This is a genomic window from Ectobacillus soli (genome assembly GCF_042610425.1).
Lineage (GTDB): Bacteria > Bacillota > Bacilli > Bacillales > Bacillaceae_G > Ectobacillus.
Genome location: NZ_JBGJZM010000001.1, coordinates 456906 through 471379, shown reverse-complemented (window position 1 = coordinate 471379; position 14474 = coordinate 456906). Strand labels below are relative to the sequence as shown.

Annotated in this window: 13 protein-coding genes; 2 read left to right on the top strand and 11 right to left on the bottom strand. The window is 38.9% G+C overall.

The window, feature by feature from the left end; translation table 11 throughout:
• Positions 1-266: 266 nt before the first annotated feature.
• From ACAN53_RS02440 to yqiS, 8 genes are all read right to left on the bottom strand, one after another.
• Complete coding sequence (locus ACAN53_RS02440) at positions 267-722, bottom strand: NUDIX hydrolase (RefSeq protein WP_379966503.1); 456 nt, start codon at positions 720-722, stop codon at positions 267-269.
• A 342-nt stretch (positions 723-1064) separates the two neighbouring features.
• Positions 1065-2303 carry a dihydrolipoamide acetyltransferase family protein gene (locus tag ACAN53_RS02435; RefSeq protein WP_379966500.1) on the bottom strand — a complete coding sequence of 413 codons (1239 nt, stop codon included), beginning with the start codon at positions 2301-2303 and terminating at the stop codon, positions 1065-1067.
• 12 nt (positions 2304-2315) lie between these two features.
• The gene (locus ACAN53_RS02430; protein ID WP_379966497.1) at positions 2316-3299 is read right to left on the bottom strand and encodes an alpha-ketoacid dehydrogenase subunit beta; all 984 of its coding nucleotides are present in this window, start codon (positions 3297-3299) and stop codon (positions 2316-2318) included.
• Positions 3289-4308, bottom strand: coding sequence for a thiamine pyrophosphate-dependent dehydrogenase E1 component subunit alpha (locus ACAN53_RS02425; protein ID WP_379966494.1), 1020 nt, complete (start codon positions 4306-4308; stop codon positions 3289-3291). The genes ACAN53_RS02430 and ACAN53_RS02425 overlap by 11 nt, the downstream gene beginning before the upstream one ends.
• A 62-nt stretch (positions 4309-4370) precedes the next feature.
• Positions 4371-5792: a dihydrolipoyl dehydrogenase gene (gene lpdA, locus ACAN53_RS02420; protein WP_379966491.1), complete on the bottom strand. Its 1422-nt coding sequence runs from the start codon at positions 5790-5792 to the stop codon at positions 4371-4373.
• A gap of 5 nt (positions 5793-5797) precedes the next feature.
• Positions 5798-6892, bottom strand: coding sequence for a butyrate kinase (buk, locus tag ACAN53_RS02415; protein WP_379966488.1), 1095 nt, complete (start codon positions 6890-6892; stop codon positions 5798-5800).
• Between the two features lie 59 nt (positions 6893-6951).
• Positions 6952-8064 carry a branched-chain amino acid dehydrogenase gene (gene bcd / locus ACAN53_RS02410; RefSeq protein ID WP_379966485.1) on the bottom strand — a complete coding sequence of 371 codons (1113 nt, stop codon included), beginning with the start codon at positions 8062-8064 and terminating at the stop codon, positions 6952-6954.
• 10 nt (positions 8065-8074) lie between these two features.
• Positions 8075-8971, bottom strand: a complete 897-nt coding sequence (yqiS, locus tag ACAN53_RS02405) for a phosphate butyryltransferase (protein ID WP_379970227.1) — start codon at positions 8969-8971, stop codon at positions 8075-8077.
• Positions 8972-9318: 347 nt separating this feature from the next.
• Here yqiS and ACAN53_RS02400 point away from each other — a divergent pair, with 347 nt between their 5' ends.
• Together ACAN53_RS02400 and ACAN53_RS02395 are read left to right on the top strand one after the other, a co-directional pair.
• Entirely contained in the window at positions 9319-9585 is a 267-nt protein-coding gene (locus ACAN53_RS02400) for a DUF2627 domain-containing protein (RefSeq protein ID WP_379970225.1), read from the top strand.
• Positions 9586-9832: 247 nt separating this feature from the next.
• Positions 9833-9979 (top strand): YycC family protein, encoded by a 147-nt coding sequence (locus ACAN53_RS02395; protein ID WP_379966482.1) that lies wholly within the window; start codon positions 9833-9835, stop codon positions 9977-9979.
• Positions 9980-10214: 235 nt separating this feature from the next.
• Here the strand turns inward: ACAN53_RS02395 and spo0A are convergent, their stop codons facing one another.
• The 3 genes from spo0A to recN all read right to left on the bottom strand — a co-directional run bounded on the left by spo0A (position 10215) and on the right by recN (position 14408).
• Positions 10215-11003: a sporulation transcription factor Spo0A gene (gene spo0A / locus ACAN53_RS02390; protein ID WP_379966479.1), complete on the bottom strand. Its 789-nt coding sequence runs from the start codon at positions 11001-11003 to the stop codon at positions 10215-10217.
• Between the two features lie 273 nt (positions 11004-11276).
• Positions 11277-12560, bottom strand: a complete 1284-nt coding sequence (gene spoIVB / locus ACAN53_RS02385; RefSeq protein ID WP_379966476.1) for a SpoIVB peptidase — start codon at positions 12558-12560, stop codon at positions 11277-11279.
• A gap of 108 nt (positions 12561-12668) precedes the next feature.
• The gene (gene recN / locus ACAN53_RS02380) at positions 12669-14408 is read right to left on the bottom strand and encodes a DNA repair protein RecN (protein WP_379966473.1); all 1740 of its coding nucleotides are present in this window, start codon (positions 14406-14408) and stop codon (positions 12669-12671) included.
• Positions 14409-14474 lie beyond the last annotated feature (66 nt).

Here is a 14474-nt window from a genome sequence, read left to right as displayed (position 1 = left end):
AGACCCCCTTTACTCTAATTAAATTATAATAAAATGAAATTTTCTAAATTATTATACATGTTTAGTTTAGTACAAAATACTTGTTCTCGCAAAGACAATTTTGAAAATAATGTATCAAATTAGCTAATAACCGCAAAATATGTCATACCATATATGTATATATGTTACATAAAGCGGATTGCTAGGCAACTGTTTTGCAAAGCAACCCATGCTTCTGTCATTTCACTGCTGTGAAAAAGTATACAAATTATGAGTTATCACTACGATTATTTAGTGCTTCGTATATATAATTCAATCATATGCTTATGAGATCCTACAATGAATTTCGGCAGCTCCGATAGCGGAAAAAAATGCACGGCAAGACCTTCTTCATGATTATTTTGCGGGGTTCCATGAAACTCTGTCGTATAGTAAGCAATTGTAACCGTTTGAAACTCGTCTCCATTTGCCAACTTTACAAAATAATTTTTACCGGAAAATACATCAATTAGCCTAAGTCTACCGACATCGATTCCTGCTTCTTCAAATACCTCTCGCCGGGCTGTATCTTCTGGAGATTCACCTAACTCCATTAACCCCCCTAAAAGACCCCATTTTCCATGCGGTTCCGTGCGTTGTTGCAGTAAAATATTTCCTTTCCCATCCAAAACCAACACCACTGCACCAACAAGTATTAGCGGAGTATGACCAACAAGCTTTCGTATCTCTTCTACATATCCCATTTTACTAACCTTTCTCTTTTCATTCTTAAATAACAGTATAGCTTATGTAGTATGTTGCAAAAAAGAGATGTTTCTTATGTTACTTTTTAAAAATGAGTCGAAGGTCCCCCTCACCATTTACCATAGCAACCAATATATTTCGAATCCTTTCCTTTCCAAGGAACAATCGCTCTTGCTATCCATTCAAATGGGGTTAAATGTTCTGCATGTGTAAAAAGATGCATAGACGCTCTTCCTTCCCTTCTAGTCTGTTCCTTTTCCTACTGCCTATGTATATGTGTGCAACGAAACAAAAAAAGTAGTGATGCAAAAAAGACACTGTCCTTTTTACATCACTTCTTTTTAATAAATAGAGGTGGTTTCCTTTGATACACTTTCTAGTATCGCTTTGACGCGCTGTAAAAACCGGCCACAAATTAGCCCATCTAATACACGATGATCAAGAGATAAACAGATATTTACCATATCACGAACGCCAATATATCCGTTATCCATAACAACCGGACGTTTTACAATCGATTCAATTTGTACGATCGCTGCTTGTGGATAATTAATAATGCCCATCGATTGAATCGATCCAAACGTACCAGTGTTGTTCACAGTAAACGTTCCGCCTTGTAGATCATCCAAACCAAGAGACTTCGTTCTTACTTTACCAGCCAAATCATTTATTTCACGTGCAATTCCTTTTATTGTTTTCTCATCTGTCCGCTTAATAACCGGTACGAACAGCTCAGAATCAGTTGCTACAGCAATCGAAATATTAATATCTTTTTTCTGGATAATTTTATCTCCTGCCCACATTGCATTCATTTGTGGATACTCTTTTAATGCTCTTGCAACAGCTTTCACGAAGAAGGAAAAGTATGTTAGATTAAATCCTTCTCCCTTTTTAAATTCATCCTTAATTTGATTACGATATGCTACTAGATTGGTAACATCCACTTCTACCATCATCCAAGCATGAGGCACTTCCTGCTTACTGCGCACCATGTTGGCTGCAATTGCTTTCCGAACTGATGACACTGGGACCTCTACATCATATGAAGAAGGAGACGCAACAGCTTCCTTCTTTTCTACTACTTCTTCGTTTTTCATAGGTATTGGCACTTGTTCTATTGCAGAAGGAATCGCTCCCTTCTCAGCTATACGCAGTACATCCTTGCGTGTAATGCGTCCTTGTAACCCGGTTCCTTGTATTGTCGCTAAATCGATTTGATGCAAATGTGCTAGCTTTAAAACAGCAGGAGAATATCTAGCCTTAGGCATAGATGAATCTTTCAGAATGTCTTGAGTTTGTTGAATTTCTCGTTCTTCTTGCACTACGGTACGTTCTGTTTCTTCCGTAATTAGTTTACAAATGCCTGCACCCACAACCAACGTATCGCCTTCTTGTGCAATTATTTCACTAATTACCCCCGTAAAGGAGGAAGGAATTTCTGCATTTACTTTATCTGTCATCACTTCTGCTAATGGATCATATTTATTAACATGATCACCGGTCTGTACAAGCCATTTACTTATGGTACCTTCCGTTACACTTTCACCAAGCTGTGGCATCGTTATAATTTCGACTCCCATCAACTTTCCTCCTTAAAATGCATATAACTTGCGCATTTCATGTTCTACCTTATCTGGATTTACCATGAAAAATTTCTCCATCGTCGGTGCATACGGCATAGCAGGGACGTCCGGTCCAGCTAAACGGGCAATCGGGGCATCTAAATCAAATAAACAATGCTCTGCAATAATAGCCGCTACCTCGCTCATTACACTTCCTTCTTTCGTATCCTCTGTCACAAGTAACACCTTTCCTGTTTTAGAAGCCGCTTCTTTAATTGCTTCTTGATCAAGTGGATAAATGGTACGCAAATCTAATATGTGAGTAGAGATACCATCTTGGGCTACTTTTTCAGCAGCCTGCAAAGCAAAATGGACACAAAGACCATACGTAATAACGGTAATATCTTCCCCTTCTCGTTTCACATCTGCTTTTCCAATCGGGAGAACATAATCTTCGTCTGGTACTTCCCCTTTAATAAGGCGATACGCACGTTTATGTTCAAAGAACAAAACGGGATCTTCATCACGAATCGCAGCTTTTAATAGTCCTTTTGCATCATAAGGGGTAGATGGTATGACAATTTTCAATCCCGGCTGATTGGCAAAAATGGCTTCTACTGACTGAGAATGATACAAAGCACCATGAACCCCACCACCGAATGGTGCACGAATCGTAATAGGACAACTCCAATCATTGTTAGAACGATACCGAATCTTGGCGGCTTCCGAAACAATTTGATTTACAGCTGGCATAATAAAGTCTGCAAACTGAATTTCTGCGATAGGGCGCATCCCATACATAGCAGCGCCAATCGCTACGCCTACAATTGCAGACTCTGCAAGCGGGGTATCCATTACCCTTGCTTCCCCAAACGTCTCATACAATCCTTGCGTTGCTCGAAAAACGCCGCCCTTTTTCCCAACATCTTCACCTAAAATAAATACGTGATTATCACGTTTCATTTCCTCATGCATAGCAAGCGTAATGGCATCAATATAGGATCTAATTGGCATCATTATTCCCCCTAGCATATACGTGGTTTAGTGTGGATTCTGGCTCTGCATATGGCGCTCTTTCCGCGTATTCAGTTGCTTCGTCAATAATTTGCATGATTTCACTTTCAATCTGTTTCTCCACTTCATCTGTGAGAACCCCGACTTCTTTTAAATAGGCAGTAAATGTATAAAGGGGGTCTTTCCGCTTCGCCTCTTCTACTTCTTCACGTTTGCGATAAGAACGATCATCATCATCACTTGAATGAGGAGTTAGGCGATAGGCAATGGTTTCAATTAATGTAGGTCCTTCACCGCAGCGACCACGATCGACTGCTTCTTTCACCACTTTGTAAACTTCTAGCGGATCATTTCCATCTACTGTAACACCAGGCATCCCATATCCAACAGCGCGATCGGAAACATTGACACAAGCTAGTTGTTTTTCAATCGGAACAGAAATTGCATATTTATTATTTTCGCACATAAATATAACAGGTAGTTTATGAACAGCAGCAAAATTTGCTCCTTCATGAAAATCACCCTGATTGGAAGAACCTTCACCGAACGTTACAAAAGTAACAAGATTTTTCCCATCTAATCGTCCTGCAAGTGCAATTCCGACAGCATGCGGGACTTGTGTCGTCACAGGAGATGACCCTGTAACAATATGATTCTTCTTTTGTCCAAAATGACCGGGCATTTGACGCCCGCCAGAGTTTGGCTCTTCCGCTTTGGCAAATGCGGAAAGCATCAAATCTTTCGCTGTCATACCAAATGTAAGAACAACACCCATATCTCTATAGTAGGGCAATATATAATCTATTGCGGGATTTAAAGCAAAAGCAGCTCCTACCTGCGCAGCTTCTTGTCCCTGACACGAAATAACGAATGGAATTTTCCCAGCACGATTTAACAACCACATACGTTCGTCTATTCTACGCGCCTGCACCATCGTACGATACATATCTAAGACACGAGAATCAGACAATCCAAGCTCCTGATGACGATTTATAGTATATTCAGTCATTGCTATCTCCTCCTAATTTCATAAAAACGGATGGCAGTGAAGAAACTATTCATCTCTACTTCTTATGCATGAAGAGCTTTTCCGTCAACAGCTAATGCCGCTTCTCCAATTGCTTCAGATAGGGATGGATGAGGGTGAATGGTTTTTCCTATTTCCCACGGAGTTGCATCTAATAGCTTCGCTAGCCCCGCTTCAGATATCAAATCTGTAACATGAGGTCCAATCATATGACAGCCAAGAAGGTCTTCCGTATCTTCATCAACAACTAGCTTTACAAAGCCGTCTTTTTCCCCGTATACGAGTGCCTTGCCAATAGCACGAAAGGAAAATGTACCTGTCTTTACTTTGTAGCCACGCTCTATAGCAGCCTTCTCCGTTAGTCCAACTGATGCAACTTCTGGATTGCTATATACACATTTTGATATTATTTCATAATTAAGTGGCTGTGGCTTCAGACCTGCCATATGCTCGGTCGCTATCATCCCTTCATGCGATGCAACATGTGCAAGCTGTAATCCGCCAATGACATCACCAATCGCATAAATATGGGGTTCTTTCGTTTGATAATATTCATTTGTTTCAATACATCCATCTTTTATCACAATATCTGTATTAGAAAGTCCTAAGTTTTCTATATTTGCTTGGCGTCCAGTGGAAACAAGTATTTTATCACCTGTATATTCTTTCATTTCACCATTTCGCTCTGCTTGAATCGATACAGTTTGCCCTCGCACAAGAGTATGTCCCATTACTTTCGCACTCGTCACGACAGTAACTCCTTTTTTCTTTAGCAAACGCTGCATCTCCTTCGAAATATCTTCATCCTCCAGGGGAAGTAAACGAGAATCATACTCAATAACGGTTACATTTACATCAAAATCAGCTAGCATCGATGCCCATTCTACTCCGATGACACCGCCCCCAATAATAATGATAGAGGAAGGAAGTTCTTTCATTTGCAGCGCATGATCCGATGTTAAAACATATTCACCATCTATTGTAAGACCAGGCAATGTTTTAGGGCGAGACCCCGTTGCAAGTATGACATATTTCGGAATGAGGATTTCATTTTCCGCGCCGCTGTTCATTTCAACTGAAATCGTTCCTGGTAGAGGAGAAAAAATGGATGGCCCAAGAATGCGGCCATACCCCTCGTAAATATCTATTTTCCCCTTTGTCATAAGTTGCATAACACCGCGATGAAGCTGGTCTACAATCGTTTGTTTGCGCTCTTGTACCTTTGTGAAATCAAGTGATACATCTCCCGTTTTCACACCGAATTGTGCACTTTTTTTTACAGTAGCAAATACTTCTGCACTTCGAAGTAACGCTTTACTGGGAATACATCCTGCGTGTAGGCATGTACCACCCAATTTTTTATTCTCTACTATGGCTGTTTTTAACCCAAGTTGACTTGCACGAATGGCAGCTACATATCCCCCGGTTCCGCCTCCAATAATGACGAGATCATAATCCGTTGCCATAGTACTTACCTCCCATTTTCGTTAGGAATAACATATTCTTTTACTTCTTCTTCACCGCGCAGTACTCGTAATGTACCTTGGGAAAGTGCCTGTAGTTCATTTTCTCCTGGCTCAACAAACACATTAGCAATCCACTGAACGCGTTCCATAATTTCATGAACGAGTAATTTGCTAAACGCTAATCCACCTGTTAACACAATTGCATCTACTTTTCCATGCAATGCAGTACTATCCGCTCCAATTTCCTTTGCAATTTGGTAAGCCATTGCACTATATATCAACTTAGCTTCCTTATCTCCATCTGCTATTAACTTTTCAATTTTACTTGCATCCTTTGTACCAAGTAGGGCTGCCAAACCAGCTTGCCCTACCATTTTCTTCATTACTTCTTCACGTGTATATTTTCCAGAAAAACATAGATCAATTAGCTGGCCTACTGGAACACTTCCAGCTCTCTCAGGCGTAAACGGACCTTCCCCGTAAAAGGCATCATTTACATCAATTACTCTTCCCTTATGATGCACCCCTACTGTAATTCCTCCGCCTAAGTGAGCGACAATCATATTTAATTCTTCATACTTTTTACCGATTTTTTTTGCAACGCTTCTTGCAACTGCTTTTTGGTTAAGCGCATGGAAGATGCTTCTTCGTTCGATTCCAACAGCACCACTAATTCTAGCAATGTCATCCATTTCATCTACTACAACCGGATCTACGATGAAAGATGGAATTTGTAGTGAGGAAGCAATTTCATGAGCCAGTACTGCACCTAAATTAGAAGCATGGAACCCATTATATCCTTCCCTTAAATCCTTTAACATTGCTTCATTTACTTCATACGTTCCGCCCTTAACAGAACGAATTAGCCCGCCTCGACCGCACACTGCACTTAAATCTGATACGTTCACCCCATGCAAATCAAGCACCTCTAATATCGTATTCTTTCGAAACTCGTACTCATCAAAAATGTGAGCAAACGCTGCAATTTCTTCTTCCTTATGACGAATGTTTTCTATAAATATTACCTGTTCATCTTCAAAAACCCCAATTTTTGTAGATGTGCTCCCCGGATTAATAGCAAGTATGCGAAAAATAGACAATTTTCTTCCCTCCGTACACGATAGGAAGATGGATTATAATACCATCTTCACTTTTTCTGTTATCTTCTACTTAATATGTGATGACCATTTTGTAAAAAGGTGCTTCTTGATTGTTTCATATTTTGAATTCGTTCTTCAGCTAGTCGGTCTGCAGCTAAGTATGTGGGAATACCATCACGTTTTGAAATTTCAATTACTTTCGTAATATTATCATAAATTCCTTCTACTTTTTTAAGTGCACGTTCCCGATTGTATCCATATAGCTCATCTGCTACATTTATCACTCCACCTGCATTAATAACATAGTCAGGAGCATAGATAATTCCTTTTTCATAAATTATCTCCCCATGACGTGCTTCTTTTAATTGGTTATTAGCAGCCCCAGCAATTACCTTTGCTTTCATAGCAGGAATGGTTTCATCATTGATGACAGCACCTAATGCACATGGTGAGAATATATCACACTGAGCTTCATATATGTCGGTTGGATCCACTGCAGATGCAGCAAATTCATCAACAGCCCGTTGTACCGATTGTTTATGAATATCCGTTACAATTAGCTTAGCTCCTTCAACATGCAAGTGCTTGCAAAGATTATATGCAACATTGCCAACCCCTTGAACTGCGATAACTTTTCCTTCTAAGCTTTCACTACCAAAGGCTTCTTTTGCTGCTGCTTTCATACCTCGGTACACACCGAAAGCTGTAACGGGGGATGGATTGCCTGAGGAACCAAAGGAAGGGGAAATACCCGTAACATAATCTGTTTCCTCATGAATAATGTCCATATCATCAACAGTAGTACCGACATCCTCGGCTGTAATGTACCGTCCGTTTAAACCTTGTATAAATCGTCCAAAAGCACGGAACATCGCCTCATTTTTATCTTTACGCGGATCTCCAATAATGACGGCTTTTCCTCCGCCAAGATTAAGTCCGGCAGCAGCGTTCTTGTATGTCATTCCTCTAGATAAGCGAAGTGCGTCCACTATAGCCGCTTCTTCAGACGCGTACGTCCACATTCTCGTCCCACCGAGTGCCGGACCGAGTGTCGTATCATGAATCGATACAATTGCTTTTAATCCCGACTCTTTATCCTGACAAAATAGCAATTGTTCGTAATCGTACAACTCCATATTCTTAAAAATATCCACTATTTGCTCTCCTTTCATTATAGCCGTGTTAAGATCTGGCTGTTGCAACAGCTAGAGCAAGTGAGTATAATTTGGATTCAGCAGAATCAGCACGTGATGTTAAAACAATTGGTGCTTTTGCTCCCGCAATTATTGCTCCTACTTTTGAATTTGCAAAAAATACGAGTGATTTATATAAAATATTGCCCGTTTCAATATTCGGTACGAGTAAAATATCTGCCTCTCCTGCAACATCACTTACAATTCCTTTATGTGCTGCAGCAATTTTAGAAATAGCATTATCTAAAGCAAGTGGTCCATCTACAACACAATCTTTGATTTGACCGCGACGATTCATTTGCGTTAATAGCGCTGCATCGATCGTTGCTTGCATAGCAGGGTTGACTAGTTCCACCGCAGCTAAAGGTGCTACTTTCGGTTTCTCTATCCCAAGAGCCCTTACAACTGCTACCGCATTTTTCAAAATGGCTGTCTTTCCATCTAAGTCTGGAGCAATGTTCATAGCTGCATCTGTTACTGTAATGAATTGATCATAATTAGGAACTTCAAATACAGCCACATGTGATAAAACATTGCCTGTTCGTAATCCATATTCCTTATGAAGTACTGCCTTTAAAATTGTTGCCGTACTTATATTTCCCTTCATGACGATATCTGCCATTCCACTACTTACTGCTTGAACCGCTAACCGTGCAGCCTCTACAGAGGTGGCATCATACACTTGGATCTGGTCGCTGGCATTCAAATGGTACTTGTTCATCATATTGGAAATCGTTTCTGCATTTCCATATAGATAAAAGTTTGCAATTTCAGCTGCTACAGCAGCGGCAATTGCCTCCATTACCTCTTCATCATCTGCCGCCGCAACAGCTACTGTCTTTTTCGGTTGTTTCACTGCTTTTTCCACTAGCATATTTAATGTCATATTTGTATGGTTCATTCTTTGCGTCCCTCACTTATGTATTATGAAAATTAAATTCCTATCTTTCATATTTGAATCCCCATCTTATCCTAAAGTCATGAAAAGGATTACGTTCAATTAAGACCTTGCACTAGCATTATTGCCTAAGAATTTCGTATATAGTATTTAATACAAATTTACTTGCATTGCTCTCCATAATTAAGAACATGGATAAATGTTTAATTCTTCTTATCCCTTCACCTTATCATAAGAAAAGCATGCTACTTTCTCTATTTATATTCTCATATTGACAAATAAAGGATATATATAAGATGATTTCTTATATATATCTTTTCTTTTGAAAGGAAGGGATTCCGACGTATCGAACAGTCGCTTTATTTCTAGCTTTACTTCCCATCATTATGGCCGTAACAGGAATTAAACTCATGAGAGATACCTTATTTGCCATTCTTAACTCCCCCATTCCTACTCTTTCTATGCAGTTTCTACTAGGTGTTATGCTTTTTGGAGTTGGAATGTATCTCTTTGGTGGATTTCTATTCCATCGAGATCGGAAACGAAATAAATTACAATCACGCTTTCGAAAAGAAAGAGAGCGCAATGGTAAGTTTGATTGAAACAGGACCATTTCATACAACCTGATTTTAGTACTTGGTCATAATTTAATTTATACACGTAATTTGAACAGAATACAAGAACAATTTCTCCGTAAAAACGTAGAATTTTAATTGTAAACGCTCTTATTTTTAAGCAACCGGTACATACAGATTCTATATCATTTATATCTGTGGCTTACTCTAACGCTCCTTGTTCCTATCTTTTTCATTTCCTATGGTATACTAACCAAAAAGGGGGTCTATAGTTTTGCGTCCATTACAAATAACACCAGAAACAGCATTAAAGTTGTCACAAGCACTTAAGATACCACTTGAACAAGTTATGCATATGCCGCAGTACATTCTTATTCAAAAACTAGCGCAACTGGAAAAACAAGATAAACAAGGGGAATAAAAAATAGCTCAAAAGGGAAACCGAATTCCTTTTGAGCTATTTTTTATTCTGCCTTACCTAGACAAAATTCCTACTTCTTGTGGCATATCTTCAATATTTCTGGTCTTTTTCTTTACAGCACATGATTATAAAAAGGAGATAACCATACAGCTATCACCTTTACGAACTCTTTACATAAGAAAGGTAATTGTTTGAATGTATACAAGATGAGTATGCACTTACAAACTTATCTCTTTCAAGAAGCCTTATGCTCAAGGCGAAGCTTGTCAGCAACCATCGCAATAAATTCACTGTTTGTTGGCTTAGCTTTCGACATGGATATGGTGTATCCAAATAGGGATGAAATAGATTCAACATTGCCACGGCTCCACGCTACTTCAATCGCATGACGAATGGCACGTTCTACCCTGCTTGCTGTAGTATTATACTTTTTTGCAATATCCGGATACAATACTTTTGTAATAGAGCCAAGAAGCTCAATGTCATTATAAACCATCGAAATTGCTTCACGTAAATACATATATCCTTTAATATGTGCTGGAACCCCAATCTCATGAATAATACTTGTGATACTGGCGTCTAAATTTTTCGGTTTTCCTTCCGAAGAGCTCGAACGGTACGAATTCAGAGGTCGTTTCACAACAGCACTTGGTTTTCCACTAACCTGCCGAATATGACTCGTTAAATTCTCCATATCAAATGGCTTTAACACAAAATACGACGCTCCTAAATCTACCGCTTTTTTTGTCACATCCTCTTGCCCAAAGGCAGTAAGCATGATAACGTTTGGTTGTTTTTTTTCCATCATACGTAGCTTTTCTAATACCGCTAATCCATCTAAATGAGGCATGATAATATCTAAAACCAGAACATCCGGACTTTTATCAGTGAGCAAATGTAAACATTCCTGACCGTTGTAAGCAACACCAATTACTTCCATATCCTCTTGTCCCGATACGTATTCTTCAAGCATGGATACGAGTTCTTTGTTGTCATCCGCAAGACAAACTTTAATCTTCTCCACAATTTTTCCTCCCTTATCCCAACAAGTTTCAATAAATAGAAACCATAAGGTATATAAATGAAGTTTTCGACAATTACTTGTCATATCCTTTTAATATTTACTTAATTTACTAAAAAGTAGTCAAAACTTCTTCTTTTCTTATGCTTTCATGTTATATCTCGGTTTTTTTCGTTTCTTCGTCATGTAACCTTAGTTTCCTATATTATACAACAAAAAAAAGGACTGAGAAACTGAAACAGATGAAAGGCTGAATATAAAAAAGCAAGCTATAAATCAGCTTGCTTTTTCATGATCATACTGTTCATAAATGTTTATTCCCGCTTCTTGTAACATCCACTCAATATGAACACCATAGCCAGAGGTTGGATCATTTACAAAAACATGCGTCACAGCTCCAATTAATTTACCATCTTGGATAATTGGGCTACCGCTCATTCCTTGTACAATCCCCCCTGTTTTTTCAAGAAGTCGTTTATCGGTAATTTTCAGAACGATCCCTTTCGTAGCTGGAAATTTTTGAGGAACGCTACTAATAATTTCAACATCAAAAGCCTCCACCTTATCCTTATCAATAACTGTTAATATTTTTGCTGGCCCTTCCTTGACTTGACTAGATAGGGCTATCGGAAGAGCTTCATCCATAATTTCGTTTCTAACGGATGTGTTTAATTTTCCAAAAATACCGAAGGGACTATTTGTTGTAATTGTACCGATTACTTCACGATCGGGAGAAAATCTTGCTAGTTTTTCACCTGGATCACCGTTACTTCCACGTTGAATAGACGTAACTGTTGACCTAACAATTTGACCATTTTCCACTTCAATTGGTTTTTTCGTATCGTTGTCAGAAATGACATGACCAAGCGCACCATATTTCATACTATCTTGATGAAAAAAGGTCATGGTTCCAATACCGGCAGCCGAATCACGAATATATAGACCAATTCGATAAAACGCATCCTGTTTGTTTTTAACAGGTGACAATTTTGTTCGCATATATTTGTTATCTCGAAGAACAACAATATCTAACGATGCTCCTGTTTTACCGCTATCTTGGATAAAAGGAGCTACATCGCTCATACGTTCTATTCCTTTTCCATTAATTTCTGTAATCATATCTCCTACTTTAATGCCTGCGGTTTCGCCAGGAGAAATCTTACCTGTATTCGTTTCTACGAGGTGGTGTCCTACAACGAGTACACCTTTCGCATTCAACTTTACTCCAATAGATTGACCACCAGGAATTACTCTAAAATCCTTCAGCACCCTAACATTTACTTTTTTTACTGGAAGCCCAGCTAACTGAAGAACCATTTTAGCTTCTCCGCTTTCATGGGCAGCAACAGACCTATCTGGACTATCATTAACTGTAAATACTGATGGATTGGTGGACATTGCTTGGAACACAGAAGTAGAGAGTTGTGACTGTTGTCCCTCAAACAGAACAACTTGCCGCGGCATTGCAATAAATTCCCGAACAGGTTTGCAAAACCCAACTACGAGAAGCGAAACAAGGAGAAATGTACCAACTACCTTACGAAATTGCTCATATTTCATTTTTCACTCTCCTCGCTCCTAACCCACATTCAGCCGATTCGGCTTCACTATTTAATTTCTCCTTGTCTGCTTCCGTTTATAACTGGGAGATATAAAAAAGCTATCCTTTTATTGGATAGCTTGACCTGTTTGCTTAATATACTGTGCTTGCTGTAATAACTCCCGTGCATGCTGCTTTGTCACAACTGTAATTTCAGTACCAGAGAGCATCCTAGCGACCTCAATCACTTTCTCTTCGTCTTCGAGCATCGTAACCGATGTGATCGTTCGCTCATTTATAATTTCCTTACGAATAAATAAATGATTATCTGCCATCGAGGCAACTTGGGGTAAATGAGTTATACAGAGCACTTGAGAGCCAACAGAAACCCGTTGGATTTTCTCGGCAATGGCCTGGGCAACCCGGCCACTGACTCCCGTATCCACTTCATCAAAAATAACCGATGTAACTCCTTGATGCTCCGAAAAAATACTTTTTAGTGCTAAAATGATACGTGAAAGCTCCCCGCCAGAGGCAACCTTAGCTAACGGTTTTAACGGTTCTCCTGGGTTTGTTGAAATATAAAATTCTGCATGATTATAGCCGTTCCGTGTTAATTTAACAGGTGCTCCGTCTACCAGCGGATCATCCACCGTACCTGGAATATTTTTCAGCACAATTTCAAACCTTGTTTTTTCCATGTAAAGCTCTCGTAATTCCCTATGAATTGCCTCTATTAAGCGTCCTGCAAGCTCTTTACGAAATACACTTAACTTCGTCGCTTCCTTCAAACATGCTTCTTCTAATTGTACTAGTTGCTTTTTTGCTCTTTCTATGTGCACATCTTTGTTTTCAATCGTAGAAATTTCTGTTTCAATATTCGCAGCATATTCTAATATTTCTTCTATACTGTTTCCATATTTACGCTTTAACATGCGAATTTCATTTAATCTTGTTTCAATAAAATCAAGTCGATTTGGATCATACTCCATCATGTCCAATTTTTCACGTAGCTGATATGCTACTTCCTCTAATAAGTAATAGCTATTTGCAACCGTGTCATAGATTTCCTTTAAGGAGGAATCTAAATCCGATATGGTTTCCATTTGGCTCATAGCATTTCGAACATAATCTAAACCACTATTATCGCTAGTAAGCGAGCTATGTGCATCCCCTACTGCTTTAAATATTTTTTCGAAATTTGCGATTTTAGTTCGTTCTTCCATAAGTTCATTATCTTCATTTGGCTTTAAGGCTGCCTTTTGAATTTCTTCATGCTGAAATTGTAACAAATCCAACCGATGTGCCATTTTTTGTTCGTTTTCCGTTAATGCCTTTAGCTGTTTTTTTGTATCTACGTACATATTATATTGATCCTGATAGCTAGCCAGCTTTACTAGGACTTCATCATAATCATATGAATCCAGCATCTCTAAATGACGATCTTCGTTCATCAAATCTTGTGTTTCATGCTGTCCATGAATATCGACAAGTGTCTTACCTATTTCCTTCATGGCAGCTAACGTCACAAGCTTCCCATTTATGCGGCATACACTCTTTCCAGAAATGGATATATCACGTTTAAGAATAATCATACCGTCTGAAACTTCAATATCTAGTTCGTGAGCTTTTTCAAGACAAGGATGATCATCATTGTCAAAATAGAACAGGCCTTCAATTTCCGCCTTGTCTGTTCCATATCTGACAAATTCAGAGGATCCTCTTCCGCCAACTAAAAGACTAATGGCATCAATAATAATGGATTTTCCGGCACCAGTTTCGCCACTAAGTACGGTTAACCCTTTCTTAAACGAAATACTTAACGTTTCAATAATAGCAAAATTTCTAATTGATAATTCCGATAGCAATGCTACATTCACCTCGTTATCCAGTATCACATATAAAAAAAGAAAAAGCGATGATCGTTGAAATGC

What these genes read in the sequence shown, in the direction of transcription:
- ACAN53_RS02440 (WP_379966503.1), bottom strand. Translation starts at nt 722, where the DNA reads ATGGGATATGTAGAAGAGATACGAAAGCTTGTTGGTCATACTCCGCTA.
- ACAN53_RS02435 (WP_379966500.1), bottom strand. Translation starts at nt 2,303, where the DNA reads ATGGGAGTCGAAATTATAACGATGCCACAGCTTGGTGAAAGTGTAACG.
- ACAN53_RS02430 (WP_379966497.1), bottom strand. Translation starts at nt 3,299, where the DNA reads ATGCCAATTAGATCCTATATTGATGCCATTACGCTTGCTATGCATGAG.
- ACAN53_RS02425 (WP_379966494.1), bottom strand. Translation starts at nt 4,308, where the DNA reads ATGACTGAATATACTATAAATCGTCATCAGGAGCTTGGATTGTCTGAT.
- lpdA (WP_379966491.1), bottom strand. Translation starts at nt 5,792, where the DNA reads ATGGCAACGGATTATGATCTCGTCATTATTGGAGGCGGAACCGGGGGA.
- bcd (WP_379966485.1), bottom strand. Translation starts at nt 8,064, where the DNA reads ATGAAAGGAGAGCAAATAGTGGATATTTTTAAGAATATGGAGTTGTAC.
- yqiS (WP_379970227.1), bottom strand. Translation starts at nt 8,971, where the DNA reads ATGACATTAAATATGCTAGTGGAAAAAGCAGTGAAACAACCGAAAAAG.
- spoIVB (WP_379966476.1), bottom strand. Translation starts at nt 12,560, where the DNA reads ATGAAATATGAGCAATTTCGTAAGGTAGTTGGTACATTTCTCCTTGTT.